This is a genomic window from Endozoicomonas sp. ALE010, from assembly GCF_049310165.1.
GTDB lineage: Bacteria > Pseudomonadota > Gammaproteobacteria > Pseudomonadales > Endozoicomonadaceae > Endozoicomonas.
In genome coordinates this window covers 80,688-98,183 of record NZ_JBLYNV010000016.1, presented here as the reverse complement: position 1 = coordinate 98,183, position 17,496 = coordinate 80,688, and the positions used below count along the sequence as shown (strand labels likewise).

General features: G+C 50.9%; 20 protein-coding genes. 7 read left to right on the top strand and 13 right to left on the bottom strand.

Features of this window, described 5'->3' with window-relative positions:
- The 8 genes from ACO6UY_RS09440 to ACO6UY_RS09405 all read right to left on the bottom strand — a co-directional run.
- Positions 1-2,830, bottom strand: a 2,830-nt coding sequence (locus tag ACO6UY_RS09440) for a hypothetical protein (protein ID WP_422489717.1), incomplete at its 3' end; no start/stop codon positions are given.
- Positions 2,831-3,213: 383 nt separating this feature from the next.
- Positions 3,214-4,476, bottom strand: coding sequence for a UDP-N-acetylglucosamine 1-carboxyvinyltransferase (murA, locus tag ACO6UY_RS09435; protein WP_422449990.1), 1,263 nt, complete (start codon positions 4,474-4,476; stop codon positions 3,214-3,216).
- Between the two features lie 10 nt (positions 4,477-4,486).
- The gene (locus ACO6UY_RS09430) at positions 4,487-4,738 is read right to left on the bottom strand and encodes a BolA family protein (RefSeq protein WP_163370989.1); all 252 of its coding nucleotides are present in this window, start codon (positions 4,736-4,738) and stop codon (positions 4,487-4,489) included.
- 282 nt (positions 4,739-5,020) lie between these two features.
- Positions 5,021-5,332, bottom strand: a complete 312-nt coding sequence (locus ACO6UY_RS09425) for an STAS domain-containing protein (protein ID WP_422460565.1) — start codon at positions 5,330-5,332, stop codon at positions 5,021-5,023.
- Positions 5,329-6,015, bottom strand: a complete 687-nt coding sequence (locus ACO6UY_RS09420) for an MlaC/ttg2D family ABC transporter substrate-binding protein (protein WP_422460567.1) — start codon at positions 6,013-6,015, stop codon at positions 5,329-5,331. The genes ACO6UY_RS09425 and ACO6UY_RS09420 overlap by 4 nt, the downstream gene beginning before the upstream one ends.
- Before the next feature lie 51 nt (positions 6,016-6,066).
- On the bottom strand, positions 6,067-6,531 hold the full coding sequence (gene mlaD / locus ACO6UY_RS09415) for an outer membrane lipid asymmetry maintenance protein MlaD (RefSeq protein ID WP_422449987.1): 465 nt from the start codon (positions 6,529-6,531) through the stop codon (positions 6,067-6,069).
- A gap of 14 nt (positions 6,532-6,545) precedes the next feature.
- Entirely contained in the window at positions 6,546-7,340 is a 795-nt protein-coding gene (gene mlaE, locus ACO6UY_RS09410; protein WP_422449986.1) for a lipid asymmetry maintenance ABC transporter permease subunit MlaE, read from the bottom strand.
- Positions 7,341-8,189: an ATP-binding cassette domain-containing protein gene (locus ACO6UY_RS09405; protein ID WP_422489715.1), complete on the bottom strand. Its 849-nt coding sequence runs from the start codon at positions 8,187-8,189 to the stop codon at positions 7,341-7,343.
- Positions 8,190-8,442: 253 nt separating this feature from the next.
- Between ACO6UY_RS09405 and ACO6UY_RS09400 the strand changes: the two genes are divergently transcribed.
- The 6 genes from ACO6UY_RS09400 to ACO6UY_RS09375 all read left to right on the top strand — a co-directional run bounded on the left by ACO6UY_RS09400 (position 8,443) and on the right by ACO6UY_RS09375 (position 14,026).
- Positions 8,443-9,405, top strand: coding sequence for a calcium/sodium antiporter (locus tag ACO6UY_RS09400; protein WP_422460569.1), 963 nt, complete (start codon positions 8,443-8,445; stop codon positions 9,403-9,405).
- A 104-nt stretch (positions 9,406-9,509) separates the two neighbouring features.
- On the top strand, positions 9,510-10,484 hold the full coding sequence (locus tag ACO6UY_RS09395; RefSeq protein ID WP_269675967.1) for a KpsF/GutQ family sugar-phosphate isomerase: 975 nt from the start codon (positions 9,510-9,512) through the stop codon (positions 10,482-10,484).
- A 79-nt stretch (positions 10,485-10,563) separates the two neighbouring features.
- Positions 10,564-11,145: an LPS export ABC transporter periplasmic protein LptC gene (gene lptC, locus ACO6UY_RS09390; protein ID WP_422489713.1), complete on the top strand. Its 582-nt coding sequence runs from the start codon at positions 10,564-10,566 to the stop codon at positions 11,143-11,145.
- A 52-nt stretch (positions 11,146-11,197) separates the two neighbouring features.
- Complete coding sequence (lptA, locus tag ACO6UY_RS09385; RefSeq protein WP_422460573.1) at positions 11,198-11,743, top strand: lipopolysaccharide transport periplasmic protein LptA; 546 nt, start codon at positions 11,198-11,200, stop codon at positions 11,741-11,743.
- A gap of 64 nt (positions 11,744-11,807) precedes the next feature.
- Positions 11,808-12,533 (top strand): LPS export ABC transporter ATP-binding protein, encoded by a 726-nt coding sequence (gene lptB, locus ACO6UY_RS09380; protein WP_422449980.1) that lies wholly within the window; start codon positions 11,808-11,810, stop codon positions 12,531-12,533.
- Between the two features lie 602 nt (positions 12,534-13,135).
- Positions 13,136-14,026, top strand: a complete 891-nt coding sequence (locus ACO6UY_RS09375; RefSeq protein ID WP_422449979.1) for a hypothetical protein — start codon at positions 13,136-13,138, stop codon at positions 14,024-14,026.
- Positions 14,027-14,138: 112 nt separating this feature from the next.
- On the opposite strand, the gene ACO6UY_RS09370 is transcribed toward ACO6UY_RS09375, so the two are convergent.
- Genes ACO6UY_RS09370 through ACO6UY_RS09350 form a run of 5 tightly spaced genes read right to left on the bottom strand, consistent with a single transcriptional unit; the run spans position 14,139 to position 17,020 of the window.
- Positions 14,139-15,086 carry a tetratricopeptide repeat protein gene (locus tag ACO6UY_RS09370; protein WP_422460577.1) on the bottom strand — a complete coding sequence of 316 codons (948 nt, stop codon included), beginning with the start codon at positions 15,084-15,086 and terminating at the stop codon, positions 14,139-14,141.
- Positions 15,083-15,976, bottom strand: a complete 894-nt coding sequence (locus ACO6UY_RS09365; RefSeq protein WP_422489711.1) for a type II secretion system F family protein — start codon at positions 15,974-15,976, stop codon at positions 15,083-15,085. Before ACO6UY_RS09365 ends, ACO6UY_RS09370 begins: the two co-directional genes overlap by 4 nt.
- A complete protein-coding gene (locus ACO6UY_RS09360) occupies positions 15,955-16,371 on the bottom strand; it encodes a hypothetical protein (RefSeq protein WP_422449976.1) in 417 nt (138 codons plus the stop codon). Before ACO6UY_RS09360 ends, ACO6UY_RS09365 begins: the two co-directional genes overlap by 22 nt.
- Before the next feature lie 52 nt (positions 16,372-16,423).
- Complete coding sequence (locus ACO6UY_RS09355; protein WP_422449975.1) at positions 16,424-16,633, bottom strand: hypothetical protein; 210 nt, start codon at positions 16,631-16,633, stop codon at positions 16,424-16,426.
- A gap of 36 nt (positions 16,634-16,669) precedes the next feature.
- Positions 16,670-17,020 carry an ATPase, T2SS/T4P/T4SS family gene (locus tag ACO6UY_RS09350; protein ID WP_422467117.1) on the bottom strand — a complete coding sequence of 117 codons (351 nt, stop codon included), beginning with the start codon at positions 17,018-17,020 and terminating at the stop codon, positions 16,670-16,672.
- A gap of 111 nt (positions 17,021-17,131) precedes the next feature.
- Between ACO6UY_RS09350 and ACO6UY_RS09345 the strand changes: the two genes are divergently transcribed.
- A complete protein-coding gene (locus ACO6UY_RS09345) occupies positions 17,132-17,422 on the top strand; it encodes a hypothetical protein (RefSeq protein WP_422449973.1) in 291 nt (96 codons plus the stop codon).
- Positions 17,423-17,496: the final 74 nt, after the last annotated feature.

The following is a 17,496-nucleotide window of genomic DNA, read 5'->3' as shown; positions in this document are numbered from 1 at the left end:
CCAACTGACCACTTTTTTTAATGACCAGGTCGATGGTTTCATCAGCCAGGTTACCCAACTGATCAGCAACGGCCTGACGGGCATCCTGCCAGTGATCCTGTTGATTTTGATGGCCCGCTGTCGTTTTCTCCACACCCTTGCCGGTCAAATAGCCGGACTTTTCCCCTGGCTCCAGCTCCTCCGCTATCTGCTGAAAAGTAGTCACCGCATCAACCCTGCTACTTGCCAACGCAGAATGCAGGCTCTCTAATCGTTCATGGATAGCACCTTCCAACTCCGGGGTTGCCTGAACCAGCAATGTTTTTACATACTCTCGAGCATCCAGATCTATCTGTTCTTTGTTTTCCGCTATCCATGTTGCCAACCAGTCCATACATTGATTGACCTGGTATTTCGCCCCCCACTCCTTTGCTCGTTGCCTTATCCAGTGCATAGCAGCACTTATCAGCTGGTGCTGCAGATTGACCGTTTCCTCTGAAATTGTATCCATGACTGCCAGAACAATGGATTCCTCCCCCATTTTCCGGTTAAACAGATCTCTTACCAGATCATCAAGCCAGACGGTTCCATCCCCCGCGCTTTGCAGGATAACGTCAGAAGCCAGTTTCTGAAGACTGTCCAGGGGCAGGGTATCGATCACAGACTTTAACGGATCCGTTAATTGCTGTAGAGCAACTGCCTCCGCTGTTTTCAATGCCTCATCGATAGTGTTTGCGAAGTCTCCCTGAGAATCTGACGGGCTATTCGACTGACCGATCACTTCACGCCCTTTGTCACGAAGTGCTTTTTTCCACGCCTCAGACTCGAGCTTACGGCTCAATATATCAACAGCCAATGTCGTTAAAACCGGTGTCATGGCTGCCCGGAATCCGGGGAGAGTCTCTGCCAGTCCCTGATCTGCCGCGAGTTCTGTGCCATTTCGCTCAGCAATAAAAGCAGCACCTTGACTGACAGCCTGTTCCATCACTTTCTCAATGCCCGGCTCTACACTCGCTATAACCGTATCCAGATTTTTCCGGAGTTCGCCGGTCAGCAGGTCTATCGCCTCGACTACCACCCTGCTACCTTGTTGAGCAATCAACTGATCAATAACACGGCTTTGCCCGACACGAGGTTCTGTCGTTCCTTCAGCAGAATATGAGGTAGAAGCCCTGTCTGATTGATCGCTCGTTGCTGAATCGCCTGATGTGTGTGGGTCTTTTACAGCGGCAGAGGCAACCTCGCCCTGTTCAGTTTGCTGGCTATTGTCTGCAAACGCAGTGGTGATTCTGGAAACCAGGTCTTGCACATCCCCACTATTATTTTTACAGTCTTGCGTTTCTCTCTTCAGTTTCCTGATAATACATTTAATATCTGGCGCAATTTTTTCCAGATTCTCTTCTATCAACGGTTTCAGCTTATCTTTAAACGCCTGTTCATTTTGAAATACCCGAACAGCTTCTTCTATTTTCTTATTGATCAGCTGTTTGATTTTCTTTTCGGTGTATTTGACCGGCTCTGGTTCAGGCTGATTGGATTTGGACTTCCATAGACCCGCTATTTTGCCAGCCATTTTAGAAATACCATCCGCAGCAGAACTGAATTTCTGCACAACAATATGGCTGTGTTTTTGCACAACCGTTGTTAATGTTTTTGCTGCGCTACTGGCAATTCTATTTTGAATTCTGTCAATTTCATCCGGTTTATGTTGCTGCCAGTCATTGAATATGCGCACAGTATCAGCGCGAATATTCATCAGGGTATCAATAATGATGGCCGTAATTCTGGATAGCAGCTCATCAACATTCTTATCGGTCAACTCAACGCCTTCAGCCATCATGCTGACCAGTGCCTGGTTGATAATCCCCTTTAAAGAGTCAGCCTTGATGGCTGTCATTTTTTCATTAAACAGTTGATTACCCGACTGCGATACAGTAACAATGCCGTTACTTAACATGGAATCAATGCCAGTTGCATTGTTTTGTGCCAACGGATGCCCGGTTAAACCCAGTATGCTCACGATTAACCGGGTCAGAGTGTCCGATATTTCCTTTTTCCCAGCGTCGCTATCCGCCAGGGTTACTTTATCCAGAAAGGCCTCATGAGTCAGGTGTACCAGAATGGTGGCAATTGATCGGGTAACATCACTGACCCAGCCTTCATCCCCACCGGGATCAACCGCATATCCATCCACTCCACCGGCAACGTTTTCTGGCCAGGGGCTGGCCTTTTTCAGCTCGCCCTGAATCACTTCCGTCAGATTTTCCACCAGGGCATTCAGAGCCTCAGGCTTTTCCAGCATTTTTTCCGGCGTTAAACCTGCCGCCTTGACCAGCCTGTCACTCACCTTCTTGCGGGCCTTTGCGGGAGGACGGACAATCTCGATATTCACATAACCGTTATCATGACTGCCACCCACAGAGCAACTGGTCCGACCGGCAGCAACGATTGGCTGGGCATCCGGATTAACTCCAACCTTTCTCAAACCTAACTTAATGCCCAGGCCACAGGCTTTGCGGAGGTTTTGATAGAAACAAAAAACGATATCATGGTAAATATGGCGAACTTGAGGAGCGTCCTCATCCGGGCTACCGGAGGCTGGAACACCGGTTGCTTTTGTCTGCCCCATAGAGGAATAGGCAGTAGCCTGTTGGCTTGCCGTTAAATTCTGACTCCGGGGTACTGCCAGTAGATAAGTACTTTCATCTGCATCATCAGCAGTGCCCTCGCTTTGATTGGCGCTGGAAGCCAGTAAAGAACGCCCTGACACTTGACTGATTGAGCTTCTGTCAACCATTGCTGTCTGTTCAGGAACATCCGGTGCAGCATCCTGACATTGATTGATAGTCACATGATTTGCTGTATCAAAATAAGGCCGAACAGAAACCCTATCTCCGCTCGCTCTGATCGATGGAGACCGGGGTCCTACCTCCGGGATGACCGGGTTATTAGCAGTAAACTCCGTTAATTCCATTTAATTAGACTCCATTCTACTGCCAGGCATATTCTTTTATTTGAGAGAGCCTTCATTACGCGATATTTAATGAGCCAGCAAAACCAATGAATTGACAAAGCTTTATTCTCTGATGGATGTAAAAGTCTTTGACGGTCGTCAAGTCATCAATAACAAAATTGAGACTATCGTTTTATTTGAGTGGTAAAAGGGAGAAAAGTTCCCTGACTTTTGACCAAAAAGCCGAAAGTCAGGGTAAGAAAGGAGAAAAGAAGTGTAAATCAGGCAGGAACGCGACGAATTTTGGCACCAAGTTGCTGAAGTTTCTCTTCAATGCACTCGTAACCACGGTCAATATGGTAAATACGTTCTACTACGGTATCACCTTCAGCGACCAGACCTGCAATAACCAGACTGGCTGAAGCCCGCAAGTCAGTCGCCATAACCGGTGCGGCCTTGAGCTGCTCAACACCTTTGACGATAACGGTGTTACCTTCCACATCAACGTCTGCGCCCATGCGTTTCATTTCCTGAACATGCATGAAGCGATTTTCAAACACGGTTTCGGTAATCCGACCGGTGCCTTCAGCAATGGTATTCAATGCGGTGAACTGAGCCTGAATATCGGTGGGCATTGCTGGATAAGGTGCCGTTTTCAGGTCAACGGCCTTGGGACGCTTGCCCTTCATATCCAGTTCAATCCAGTCATCGCCCCATTCTACCGCAGCACCGGCTTCCCGAAGCTTGAACAGAATCGCATCGAGAATATCAGGCTGGGTGTCTTTCAGGCGAACCCGGCCACCGGTTGCTGCGGCAGCAATCAGGTAAGTGCCGGTTTCAATGCGGTCTGGCAAGACCGAGTAGGTGCAGCCATTAAGGCGCTCTACGCCCTGAACCCGGATCATACCCGTACCATGGCCTTCAATCTTCGCACCCATGGTAATCAGGCACTCGGCCAGATCCACCACTTCAGGCTCACGGGCCGCATTTTCAATAATGGTTTCACCATCGGCCAGTACCGCAGCCATCAGGATGTTTTCCGTACCGGTGACCGTTACGGTGTCCATCAGTATGTGTGCACCTTTCAGGCGATCCTTGACGCTGGCTTTGATATAGCCGTCTTCCACAACAATATCTGCGCCCATGGCCTGCAGGCCACTGATATGCAGATCAACCGGACGGCTTCCGATAGCACAGCCACCGGGCAGGGAGACTTCTGCATAACCAAATCTGGCCAGCAGAGGACCCAGTACGAGGATAGAGGCCCGCATGGTCTTCACCAGCTCATAAGGTGCCACGAGCTGCTTGATGGTGCTGGCATGAACTTCCACGTTCATCTTTTCATCCACCAGCAGCTCAACCCCCATGCAGCCAAACAGCTCACACATGGTGGTAATGTCATGCAAATGGGGCAGATTACATACGGTAACCGGGGAGTCAGCCAGCAGGGTCGCAGCCAGAATTGGCAGGGCAGAGTTCTTGGCACCAGAGACCCGAATCTCTCCATCCAGGCGCACACCACCGGTGATAATCAGTTTATCCATGGTTTCTCACTTAGTCCTGGTTACCCAGCTGTCTGGCACGCTCTGCGGTAGTCAAAGCCACCATCGATACAGCGTGAATCGCACCACTGGTGATGAATGGATTCAGGTGAGAATAGATCATCTGCTGACGCTGAACCGGTCTCTTCGCCTCAAACTGGTCACTGATTACGGTCAGACGAAAGTCACACCCCTCGCCCTCAACAATCACTTGTGAGCCCGCAATCTCCTTCTCCAGAAGCGCCTTGACCTCTTCGGCTTGCATGATCCAACCTCTCAGGGAATAACAATCAGGTATTTAAAGGGAACAGTAAAACCGGCCAATGATATCCGAGAGAGGGTTCCATGAATAGCCCCAAAACGGGATCAACCCGCTAGGAGCCTGTCGGACTTAAGCGTCCGTAGCGAGGATTGCGAGAAATTGAGGATAAAAATTTCTGCTTCTGAGGAGAATAGCGGGGCTATTTGACGAAGAAGCAGGAATTTTTAGACCAATTTATCGCAACCGCAGTAGGACAGTCTTAAGTCCGACAGGCTCCTGGCTGCGTCAGTTTTCCAGGCCGTTCACATTATTCAACAATGGCTGAATACCACAGACTTCAGCCAGTGCCTCCAGTTCATGAGGCATGCCAACAAATTCGATAGACGTTTGCTGTTTTTTTGCCAGCCGGATCCAGGAGAGAAAGACCGATAAAGCAGAGCTATCGGCCTGGGAGATACCGCTCAGGTCAATTTCCCAGTCGTCACCGCCAGAGGTCAGTAACAAACGGGCACCCTGCTCTTCAACAACGGCGGAGGTGGTGAAATTAACCACACCATTCAGGGTAAACCGGCCAGGTGCTTCCACTGCCAGGGTCATGACTGCTTGCCCGCAGCGTTGTTCTCCGTTGCTTCACCCTGCATGATTTCCGGCCAGTGATCCACAACATACTGGAGATCATTGTACTTGCTCATGGCTTCGGCAAACTGATTACGGAACTGAATGCCAATATTGATACCATCCACAATGATATTCCTGAGTTTCCAGCGCTCATCCTGATACACCATGGAATAAGAGATGGCCACAGTACCGGAGGACGTTTTGACCGTCATATCCACGGGAACCAGCCGCGCCTTGCCTGACCGGTAGGCATTCAATACGGTATCCGGTACCGCATCAACTTTCTCAATGGTCAACCGGGTATCATCAAGCTTCAGCAGGGCCTTGCCATAGAAGCTGATCAGACTGTCTTTAAACGTCCTGGAAAACTGTTCAATTTGCCCGCTTTTAGCACGGCGGGAGTATTTACCCATCACCCCCCGGGCAATGGCGTCGAAGGCCACGGAAGGTGATAGCTGGCGATCAACCTCGGCAATAAAGGCAGCATCGTTTTTTTTATACTCATGAATATTTTTTTCAAAGGTTGCCAGCAGCTCCCTGGTAATGTTTTCCACTTCCTTCTGAGGTGACTCAATGACCTGCTCAGCAGCGATGACCGCTGAAGACCACTGAAATAACAGCGCCACCAGGAAAGCCAACACGTGTCGATTACCTTTCATCATCCATTCCATCCGCTAGCCAGAGAAGGCTTCTCCGGGTTTGTTGACCTTTCGTTACTCACTTTTATTGACCGTACCCAGAAGAAACTTACCGATCAGCTCCTCGATAATCAGCGCTGACTGCGTGTCTTCAAAACGCTCACCATCTTGCAGAAACGCCTCGTCACCACCAATGCTGATACTAATGTACTGCTCACCCAATAGCCCTGCGGTGACAATCGATGCCGTGCTATCGATAGGTATATTATCGATTTGCTGATCAATATCCATAACCACCCTGGCCATGTACGTCACTTTATCCAGCTCAACACTTTGCACTTTGCCAATGGTGACACCGGCCATGGATATTTTGGAACGGGGTTTCAGGGCTCCGATGTTATCGAAGTAAGCATGCAGCTCATAGGTTTCACCGCCGGTTTTCAGGGACAGGCCACTGACCTTTACCGCCAGCAGCACCAAGGCCAGCATGCCCGCCAGCATAAAGGCACCGACACTGATTTCTAACGTTCGTATCCGCATTTTATGCTCTCTCCTTAAAGCTCACCAAACATCACTGCGGTCAAAATGAAATCCAATCCGAGAACAGCCAGTGAGGAATAAACCACCGTTCTCGTGGTTGCACGACTGATGCCTTCTGAAGTGGGAACGGCATCGTACCCCTGAAAGACAGCGATCCAGGTCACCACAACCCCGAACACCAGGCTTTTCAACATGCCATTGCCCACATCATCGACAAAATCAACCGACTGTTGCATGCCACTCCAGAATGAACCTTCATAAATTCCCAGCCAGTCAACGCCCACGATGACGCCACCAAGAATCCCGACCAGGCTGAAGATCGCCGCCAGCAACGGCATAGAGATAACCCCCGCCCAGAAACGTGGGGCAATGACCCGTTTTAACGGATCAACACCGATCATTTCCATACTGGACAGCTGCTCGGTCGCTTTCATCAGCCCGATTTCAGCGGTCAGGGCAGAACCGGCACGCCCGGCAAACAGCAGTGCCGTCACCACCGGCCCCAGCTCACGTACCAGGCTCAGGGCCACCAGCTGACCAACAGATCCCTCTGAGCCATAGCGAATCAGAATACTGTAGCCCTGCAAACCAAGAACCATACCAATAAAGAGACCGGAAACCGATACAATGATTAACGACAGAAAACCAACGTTGTAGAGCTGCCTGACCAGCAGCGCGCCACGTCCAGAGAACCCCGCCCGGGAAAAAATCGCCAGAAACAGAAAAATACCGGACCGCCCCAGGGACTGCACATGACCAAGACCTGACTGACCAAGCTGGGCCAGCCGGTCCAGAACATCAAGTTTCATTTATACCCCCGGAGACAGTAAGTCGCTTTGATAATCATCTGCAGGAAAGTGAAAAGGAACAGGCCCGTCGGGCAGCCCCTGCATAAACTGGCAGACCCTGGCATCCGTTGAACTTAACATCTCCTCAGGGGTGCCGGAACCAATCACTTCACCATCGGCGATCAGATAGAGTACATCCGCGATGCTGGCCGTTTCATGAAGATCATGGGAAACAATGATACTGGTGATGCCCAGCGCCTGGTTCAGCTTACGAACCAGCTCCACCAGCACGCCCATGGCAATCGGGTCCTGTCCGACAAAGGGTTCATCATACATCACCATTTCAGGGTCCAGGGCAATGGCCCTGGCCAGGGCAACGCGCCGACTCATACCTCCGGATAACTCACTGGGCATTAATGACCATGCACCGCGCAGCCCCACCGCATGGAGCTTCATCAGTACGATATCACGGATCATGGTTTCCGATAGCCGACTGTGAATGCGCAGGGGGAAGGCGACATTCTCAAAAACGGACAAATCGGTAAACAGTGCCCCGCTCTGGAACAGCATGCCCATTTTACGACGCTGAACAAATAACTGATCTCTCGTCAGATCAGCCAGATCCTGACCATCCACCACAATCGAGCCCCGGTCGGGTAGCAGCTGACGGCCAATCAACCGTAGCAGGGTCGTCTTGCCGGTGCCTGAAGGCCCCATAATACCCACCACTTTGCCACGGGGTATATCCATATCGATATTATTGAAGATCGCCCGGGAACCTCGATAAAAGGTCAAACCCCGAATCTCGACAAAATTATCGGTACGGTTTTCGTTGCTGTGTTGTTCACCTGAGGAGATGGAATTCATCATTGGGTTCGCAGATCCCTGCAACAGACAGAATGTAAAAGTCTTCCAGTTCCGATATTATGACCTGTTTCACACTTTAATTGCACCTTCCAGTACATCAATTACATTGAAACCATGTACCAGACAACTACAGACAAATTATATCGGAGGAATTTTCTGCTGACAGGATCAATTCAGAGGGGAATGCAGTTGCATTGTCTGCCTGATTTTCCCTACACTTCCTTCCTTTATATGAATTCTTGAGAACTCCCCCGGAATGAGTCCTGCCATTTATGCCATAGCAGCCATTATTGTTGGCTTCATACTACTCACCTGGAGTGCAGACCGCTTTGTTGGCGGAGCTGCCGCTACGGCAAAAAACTGGGGTATATCCCCCATGCTGATCGGCTTGACCGTTGTCTCCATCGGTACATCTGCGCCAGAAATTCTGGTATCGCTGATGTCTTCTCTCCAGGGACACAACGATATTGCGGTTGGCAACGCCATTGGTTCCAATATTGCCAATATGGGGCTGGTGCTTGGACTAACCGCGCTTATCGCACCACTGCCGGTCAAAACAGCACTGGCCAAACGGGAAATACCCTGGCTGTTACTGGTCACGGTGATTGCCGGTGCCTGCCTTGCCAACAACTACCTTGGGCTTATAGAAAGCCTGGTGCTGCTCAGTGGCCTGTTCGTTACCCTCTATCTGATGGTGACCTGGCAAAAATCCCACCCTGAAGAACCTCTGGCAGAGATTGAAGAGATCGAAGAGCTGCCTTCTGGCAAAGCGTACCTGGAACTGGTGGGCGGACTGGTACTGCTGCTGGTCAGCGCCCAGATTCTGGTTTGGGGGGCAACGGAAATCGCCACTTTGCTGGGTGTCAGTGAGCTGATCGTTGGTTTGACGGTTGTCGCCATTGGCACCAGCCTGCCGGAGCTGGCCGCATCGGTAGCCAGCGCCCTGCGCGGCCACCATGATATTGCCCTGGGCAATGTGGTGGGCTCAAACATCTTCAACCTGCTGGCCGTTCTGTCAATGCCCGGACTGGTTCGTCCCGGAGCCATCAGTGAATCCGTTTTCTCCCGGGATTATACCGTGATGCTGGCATTTACCGTTCTGCTGGCGGCCATGGCCATCGTCGGTAAAAAACCCAAAACGCTGGGACGTTTTACAGGTATTATCTTTCTGGCAGGGTATGCCTGCTATGGCACATGGCTGTACGTACAGACGGTTTAAACCGGAGCTGAACGCTCCCTTCCCCCTGAACTATTTTATCCCGGAGTCTGAAAGGTTATGCTTTGCCACAACATCCTGACAGCTCCTGCAAAGGCTTTACTGAAATGACCTCTGACCAGAATTTTATTGAAATTGGTCGTCGTACCATCCAGATCGAAAAGGATGCTATTGAAGCGTTGCTGCCTCGTGTTGGTGAAGACTTCAGCAATGCCTGCCGGTTAATGCTGGAATGCCGGGGCCGAATTGTCGTGGTGGGGATGGGAAAGTCAGGACATATCGCCCGTAAAATCAGTGCCACCCTGGCCAGTACCGGTACACCGGCGTTTTATGTCCATCCCGGCGAAGCCAGCCATGGCGACATGGGTATGATCACCGCAGACGATGTGGTGCTGGCTATCTCCAACTCCGGTGAAACCGGCGAAGTCATCACCTTGCTGCCGCTGTTCAAACGAATGGGTGCTGCGCTGATCAGCATGACCGGCAAACCCGCGTCCACCCTGGCGCAAGCCGCTGAAGTGAACCTGAACACAGGGGTTGATAAAGAGGCCTGCCCACTGGACCTGGCACCCACATCCAGCACCACCACTCAACTGGTTATGGGGGACGCGCTCGCCATTGCGCTGCTGGAAGCCCGTGGCTTTACCGCAGAAGACTTTGCATTTTCCCACCCCGGCGGAGCCCTGGGTCGCAGGCTGCTATTGAAAGTGCAGGATATCATGCATGACGGCAATCGAATCCCGACGGTGAAAAAAGGCACACGCCTGGGTGAAGCGCTGCTGGAAATGACCCGGAAAGGTCTCGGCATGACCTCCATTATTGATGACCACAACGTGGTCGTTGGTGTCTTTACCGACGGTGATCTTCGTCGTGCACTGGATCACGGGGTTGACCCCCACAACACGACCATCGACGAGGTAATGACCATCAAGTGCACCACCATTACCCCTGATATTCTCGCCGCTGAAGCACTGAGAATTATGGATGATCGCAAAATCAATGCGCTTATCTGTGTTGACCATGAGCGGCATGCTGTTGGTGCCATCAATATGCATGACTTGCTGAAAGCGGGCGTGGTTTAAACGCTTTTTATCAGGCTCAAGGCTGTTTATCAGGCTCAAGGCTATTTATCAGCTCAAGGCTGTCAGTATCGGAACCCGGATGACCTATCGCAATCATCTTATTATCGCTGCAATCCTGCCAGTGCTGGCCGCTGGCTATTGGACCTACGACGGTGCAATAGTAACGGTCAGTGCCAGCCCTTCGGAAATCATCCGCCAGGATGCCGACTACTTTCTGGTGGATGCCCTGGTTAAGGAGTACGACGCTACCGGAGCGCTGCAATACCAGTTGCAGTCGGACAGCATTACCCATTACCCCCACAATGACAACACACTCCTGAAACAACCTACTCTGACTAACCTCAGTGACAGTGGACAACTCACTGTGTCAACATCAGAGAACGGAAAATTACTGCCCGGTGGCAAAGATATTGAACTGTGGGATAATGTCGTGGTTATCCAGAGCAGCCCGTCCGTCAGGCAACAGGGCTATGAGCAAAAACTCAGAATGGACACCGATTTCCTGACCATTGCGACGGATAAGGAAATTGCCGATACCGATCGCCCTGTGCTGATTACCAGCGACATCGGAGAGACCCGAGCCATTGGGATGACCGCCTGGTACCAGCAGGGAAAGATTCAATTAAAGTCCAGAGTACGGGGAGTCTATGAGACTGAGTAAGCTGATTATTCACACAATCATTGATATCTCCCTGTCAGGGAAACGATAACCCATGACACGACGACCAAAACCAAAAGCACTCCTGAACAAACAATGGCTTGTCGGGCTGTTATTTGTCCCATTTATGGCCATGGCCTTACCCGCTGATCGCCAGCAGCCCATCCAGATCGATTCAGACACGGCTGACATTGATAATAAAAAAGGGGTGTCTGTGTATCGTGGTGATGTGGTCATGACCCAGGGCACCACTCGCATCACCGGTGATGTTATTACCATCTACACCCGGGATCGGGAGTTGACCAGGGTCATTGCCCGGGGCAATAAGGCCAGGGCTTATTATGAAGAGCTGCAACCCGGTGAACAGGGAATCGTCCAGGCCTGGGGCAACACCATTCGCTACGATGTGGACAGTGACCAGATTGAGCTGATCAAAAATGCCCAGCTCTCCCAAAAGGGAGACACCTTTACCGGCGAAAAGATTGACTACAACCTGACACTGCAGACCGTCAATGCCAAAGGCACGCCCAGTCAGGGAGACAATGGCCGGGTACAGATGGTGATTCAACCCCGTCAGGAAAAAGCGGCCAGCACGAAATAATGGAACGCGGGCAGCGTTCTAAACGACACACTTTGTTTTCACACTCAGGTTAACAGACAACCGGATGGCAATCCTCAAGGCAGAACATCTTAGCAAAAGCTACAAAGGCAGAGAGGTGGTGAAAGATGTCTCTCTGCAGGTTAACAGTGGTCAAATCGTTGGCCTGCTGGGCCCTAATGGTGCAGGAAAGACCACCTGTTTTTATATGATTGTCGGGCTGGTGAAAGCCGATGGCGGCAAAGTCAGCATTGATCAGCAGGACCTGACCTTTCAGGCCATGCACCACAGGGCCCGTGCCGGTATCGGTTACCTCCCCCAGGAAGCCTCTATATTTCGTCGTCTGTCCGTGCGGGACAATATTCTGGCCATTCTGGAAACCAGAAAAGACCTCAATAAACAGCAGCGCGCCGAGAAAATGGAGTCGCTGCTGGATGAGTTCAATATTGGCCATATTCGTGACAGTGCCGGCATGGCGCTATCCGGCGGTGAAAGAAGACGGGCAGAGATTGCCAGGGCCCTGGCCACTGACCCGACCTTTATTTTGCTGGACGAACCTTTTGCCGGCGTTGACCCGATCTCCGTTGGTGATATCAAGTCCATCATCCGTCATTTGCAAAACCGGGGTATCGGGGTACTGATCACCGACCATAACGTCCGGGAAACACTGGATATCTGTGAGAAGGCCTATATCGTCAGTGAAGGGCATATCATCGCAGAAGGCGACAGCCATACGGTACTGTCCAACCAGACGGTTCGTGACGTTTATCTTGGGCACCAGTTCAGCTTGTAACTCTGTGTTCCCAGCCGCAGCCAGTACATCATTGCGGTGAGTTTGATGCGTACAATCTCCGTTCATCCTTAGCGCCCTTCGACTCCGCTCAGGACGAACGGAGTTTGGGCGTCATTGATAGAGACCCATCAAACACATTGGAACAGTGTACCCGCACATTATTCCAATGCGTTTGATGTGCAAAATCTCCGTTCACCCTGAGCGGAGTCGAAGGGTGATTGGCACAGTCTCTATTAAAGGCATGGTGTTTACGCCCTTCGACTCCGCTTCAGGACGAGTTTGGGCGTCAATGACAGGGGAACCCATCAAATATGTACCAGGCTGTCAAAAACCCGAAAAAACAGCCTCAAGGTCGGTCTCTTTATTAAGAGAGTGGAAGCATTACTCTTTAATCACACTGAAAAACTTTTCCATGCAACGCAGGGTGCACCATATATACCCCTGCTTTTTTCTATCGATTGTTAATGCTGCTAACCGGGCTGTCATTATAGCCAGGGAAAATTTTCCATATCATATTCGAAACATATTTCCTTCTAATTATAAATGATGGATATATTGACTCCTTTCTATTTGATTGATTAATTGCCACGGAGGTGTTTGGTATGAATTCTCAGGAATGTTCAGTAGCAGCTGCCACTAAAATCGATTCATGGAAAGCTAGAATGGATGATGATCTACTCATTAAAGGCGTTGGTGAATTCAAAGGTGACAAAATAAAAGCAACATTTTATTCGGTGGAGGCAAAAAGATATTACGATGTTTATGTGTACGGCAGTGATGATAAAGACACATTTGTTAATATCATTGTTACAGCCAAAACAGACAGAAAAAATATTTTTAACCGTATGATTGGTGCAGTTGCTGACGCATTTAAACGATTGACTACCAGTGGTATGAAATTTAGCAAAACACGTTCATCCCAAATAAAGAAAGACCTTGAACCTGTTATTCTGGATAGGGCTATAGTTAATGGTAAAAAAGGGAGTGTTGATAAAAAGGCTATTGAAAATGGATTTAAAGCCGCAACCCAGCGTAAAATTAAATATGGTATTGATGATATTAACAATGATTCTCGCTTTATCCTGGCAAAATCTCTCCTTGAAAACTACGGTGATCCTTCTCTGCTTCATGAATTGCAGGGGGATCTTAATGCCAGAATGACAAAGTTACAACAAGACGCTGCAAGCTTTTCAGCATCGGCCAAGTCTCATCAGGATCAAATGATATTTGATAGTTTTGGTAAAGTTATAAATCTGACTGACTATGCCGTGACTGAAAACAATAACGCAAGAGAACGCGAAGATGATGCTGAAGACAGGATTGATTATAACTTGAAGAGACAAAATCGCTACAACTCCAAGCTCATTCAAACTGCCTGCACTATCTTCCAGGTTGATGAAATGTTGATGAAAATTCAAGATTCTATAGACAGTAAACAGCCAATGATTCAACACCCACGTCCGTATGTTTACAGCACAATGTACCGCGCATGAAATTGAGGCGTTTGCAGGCTGGCTCAATTCGAGCAAAAAGGAACCCTGATGTCGAATGTTGCGCCAGCCTTGCAAAGTACAGAAACACGACAATCGTTCAATTGCCCCGGCATTAACCTTCCTGCAAACGGGCCAGGTTCTGCCAGGCTTCGCGGTAATAGGAGGGGGATAGCTCAATGGCCTCCCGGAACAGGGCCTCGGCCACATCCAGCCTGTTATTGAGCATCATCAGATAGCCCACATCATTGCGGGCCTGTGCTTCGCCCATTACAGGCTCCAGCACCCGAACAGCTTGATTTGGCTGATTCCGCCGGGTCAGCACCAGGGCCAGGTTGTGCCGGGCCAGAGGGTAATCGCTGCGGAGGCTCAGCGCCTGACGAAAATACGCCTCGGCCTGATCCAGTTGCCCGGTCAGTAAATAAGAGTAGCCCAGATTATTCAGCAACATTGCCTGGCCGGGGGCCATCACCAGCGCACGACGATAGTAGGCTATTGCCGACCGGTAGTTCTGGTTCAGGTCTTCAATCACCCCCAGGCCATTCACGGCCAGCCAGGGAATGTATCCACCAGAACCACTCTCGGTCCCCACCAGGCCCAACTCCCACTGCTCAATTGCCTGGTTAAACAAGTCACTGGCATAACCATACTCCCGCTGCTCCAGCCGAATCAATCCCACGGCCTCCAGCGCCATAACATGATCTGGCTCTATCGCCAGCACCGTACGCCACGCCTGCTCTGCCAGTGCCTTATTCCCCTTCTGCTGATGCACCCGGGCAATTTTCATGGCAGCAACATGGGCGTTTTTATTCAGCTCTAATGCACGAATATAGTAAAGCAACGCCCGGTCACCATCGCCCCGTAACCAGTAACTGTCACCTTTCTCCAGGGCTTCACGTTCAGTACTGGCATCAGCAACCCCCAGCATATCGGCGGCCAGGGTGCCGTCGTAAAGCTCACCCCGGTCGCTGGTTTGCTGGTCTGACTGCATGCCGGCACAGCCGCTGATCAGAAACGCCAGAGCAAAGACTTTAATTGTTTTCAAGGTAAGTACATGAATCATCCCGCAAATGCCTCCAGCATACGCAAAATCGCCGGCCCTACCACCACCACAAAGAAGCCCGGCCAGATACAGGTAACCATGGGAAACACCAGTCGTGTACTCACTTTTGCCGCCTGCAAGTCCGCCCGATGCAAACGGATTGCCCGAAAATCCTGGGTATAATCCCGCAAGGTATCCGACAGGTTGGCACCGTAACGGTGCGCCTCGATCAACGTGCCCACCAGCCCTCGCACCTCCTGCAATCCGGCCCGTTCGGCAAACCGGTGCAGCGCCGCTTCAAGGGTGACCCCAGCATTCAGTTCGGCAGAAACCCCGGCAACCTCACCGGCCATCAGAGGATGGGCCAGCCGCAATTCCGACTGCACCCGCTCCAGCGCCCGGGGCAGGCTTAAACCGGCGGAGAGACAAATAAGCAGCATATCCAGCAACTGAGGCATTCCGGCAATCAGCTTTTGCTGTCGCCGCTGTCGGAACGAATCCAGTAATTTCGAGGGCAGAAACAACCCGAAGGCCGCCCCGATCATGGCCACCAGCTCGGGGTATTCCGGCAGATCACCGGGCAACCAGGGGTGCAGCAGCAGTAACAGCACCCCGAACACCAGGGCCAGCAATGCCTTGAGCGCGTGGTAGACCAGGGATGCCTGTTCCTGATCAAACCCTGCCTGTAATAAACGTCGACTAACACTTATTTGCTCTTTTTCATCCGCTGGCAACAGATACTTGCGGGCCGGTGATAACCACTCCATGGAGCGGCTGCCAGCCACAGCGGACACAGCCACCGGGGCACCCTCCGGCACCATCGCTTTTGCAGGCCTTTTCAGCCTGGAGATCAATAAATACGACACAAGACCAATGGATAACGCCACCATCAACAGGCCAATACCCCGCACCAGCAGCAGTTAGTCCAGCATCTGCTCAGGGAGAGCACCATCACCAGCGGCCAGCCAACATCCAGCATCAGTAAAACCGTTATGGAAAGCAGTGCAATGGCCAGGCAGATGCCCATCAGTTCCAGTGCACGATTCCCTTTACCGGCTTGCAGTAGCAGCAGATCCAGCCCAGCCAACAGAGGATGTTGTTCCACCTTTTGCAGCCAGGGCGGTAACTGCTCCACATAACGTCTGCGCAGCACCTGGTGCATCGGCTGATCGCCCCCCATCTGCTCAAGATGGTGGTGCAGCCGCTTCTGCAACTGGTGTCGTGGACCCAGCAGCAGCACAGCAATACTGACCATAAAGACCGCCATAAAGGTCATGGCCAGCAATAGACTTAATGAGCCAGACATAACCAGTCCCTCCTCTGTTTATGATCTTTCATGGCACTGCCCATGACATCGTTCATGATAAAACCCCTTCAGCAAAAATCTTATCGTCACAGCCAAGCCCACGGGCTTCCAGCTTGTCCATAAAGAGGGGCCGATAGCCGGTGCTGATAAAATCACCAGCAACACCTTTTCGTTCTCCCTTACCAACGTGATCCACACCCGCCCCTGAACGCTCAAACCGGCTGATTTCCCGCAGGACAATATCCCCATGCGTTATGCCCACCAGTTCCTGAACACTTACAACACGACGAACGCCGTCTTACATGCGTTCCAGCTGGATAATGGCATCCACTGCTGAAGCGATCAGCTCTACCACGACATCACCATCCAGCCCCATACCACTCATGGCCGCCATACTCTTCAGTCGTCGTACGGCATCCCTCGGTGAATTGGCGTGCAGTGTGGTCATGGAACCGTCATGGCCGGTATTCATGGCGGTCAGCATGTCGATAAACTCAGCCCCCCGCACCTCGCCCACCACAATCCGATCCGGTCGCATCCGCAGACTGTTGCGCACCAGATCCCGCAGGGTCACTTCCCCCTCCCCTTCAATATTGGGGGGGCGACTTTCCAGCCGCAACACATGGGGTTGCTGTAAAAAATAGGACACCCATAAATTTACCTCTGGAAAGCGGGCAATGAAATATGCGTGTCCTTGAATTTTTTTAAACTGAACTTTTTTGTTTCTTGCCTGCCTTTTTTGCCTTAAGCACAAATACACATGGAAATTATGAATCTATTTTTCGATTACCCGATTCAGTTCTCAACAGCGTTAGTGGTTCTGATATTAATGCTACAAGGTAAGCGGTTTCTCGCAATGTATGTTTTTTACGGTGTAGCTGTTCTATTGTACGTTGTTAAGGCGGTAGGTTTTGACCAATTCTTAGCCGGAGTATTTGTTGGAGTTTTTGCTAGTGGAGAAAAGGACACCCACTTTTATCTACCAAGTCAACTCACTGCGGCTTTTGAGACAACCCAGTGTGGAAAAGCGTTGGTACCCATGCTGCACTGAGCGGGATGTCGGGTATCAGGGCTTTCCTGAACTAGAGCAACGCAGGATCATATTAAAAAAACGCCCCCGCCAGG

Bases quoted from the DNA above. Each gene is read 5' to 3' on its own strand.
- ACO6UY_RS09405 (WP_422489715.1), bottom strand. From the start codon at position 8,189: ATGATGAATTCCATCTCCTCAGGTGAACAACACAGCAACGAAAACCGT.
- lptA (WP_422460573.1), top strand. From the start codon at position 11,198: ATGACACGACGACCAAAACCAAAAGCACTCCTGAACAAACAATGGCTT.
- murA (WP_422449990.1), bottom strand. From the start codon at position 4,476: ATGGATAAACTGATTATCACCGGTGGTGTGCGCCTGGATGGAGAGATT.
- lptC (WP_422489713.1), top strand. From the start codon at position 10,564: ATGACCTATCGCAATCATCTTATTATCGCTGCAATCCTGCCAGTGCTG.
- ACO6UY_RS09345 (WP_422449973.1), top strand. From the start codon at position 17,132: ATGGAAATTATGAATCTATTTTTCGATTACCCGATTCAGTTCTCAACA.
- ACO6UY_RS09370 (WP_422460577.1), bottom strand. From the start codon at position 15,086: ATGATTCATGTACTTACCTTGAAAACAATTAAAGTCTTTGCTCTGGCG.
- ACO6UY_RS09425 (WP_422460565.1), bottom strand. From the start codon at position 5,332: ATGACCCTGGCAGTGGAAGCACCTGGCCGGTTTACCCTGAATGGTGTG.
- mlaD (WP_422449987.1), bottom strand. From the start codon at position 6,531: ATGCGGATACGAACGTTAGAAATCAGTGTCGGTGCCTTTATGCTGGCG.
- ACO6UY_RS09395 (WP_269675967.1), top strand. From the start codon at position 9,510: ATGACCTCTGACCAGAATTTTATTGAAATTGGTCGTCGTACCATCCAG.
- ACO6UY_RS09375 (WP_422449979.1), top strand. From the start codon at position 13,136: ATGAATTCTCAGGAATGTTCAGTAGCAGCTGCCACTAAAATCGATTCA.
- ACO6UY_RS09400 (WP_422460569.1), top strand. From the start codon at position 8,443: ATGAGTCCTGCCATTTATGCCATAGCAGCCATTATTGTTGGCTTCATA.
- ACO6UY_RS09360 (WP_422449976.1), bottom strand. From the start codon at position 16,371: ATGTCTGGCTCATTAAGTCTATTGCTGGCCATGACCTTTATGGCGGTC.
- lptB (WP_422449980.1), top strand. From the start codon at position 11,808: ATGGCAATCCTCAAGGCAGAACATCTTAGCAAAAGCTACAAAGGCAGA.
- ACO6UY_RS09420 (WP_422460567.1), bottom strand. From the start codon at position 6,015: ATGATGAAAGGTAATCGACACGTGTTGGCTTTCCTGGTGGCGCTGTTA.
- mlaE (WP_422449986.1), bottom strand. From the start codon at position 7,340: ATGAAACTTGATGTTCTGGACCGGCTGGCCCAGCTTGGTCAGTCAGGT.
- ACO6UY_RS09430 (WP_163370989.1), bottom strand. From the start codon at position 4,738: ATGCAAGCCGAAGAGGTCAAGGCGCTTCTGGAGAAGGAGATTGCGGGC.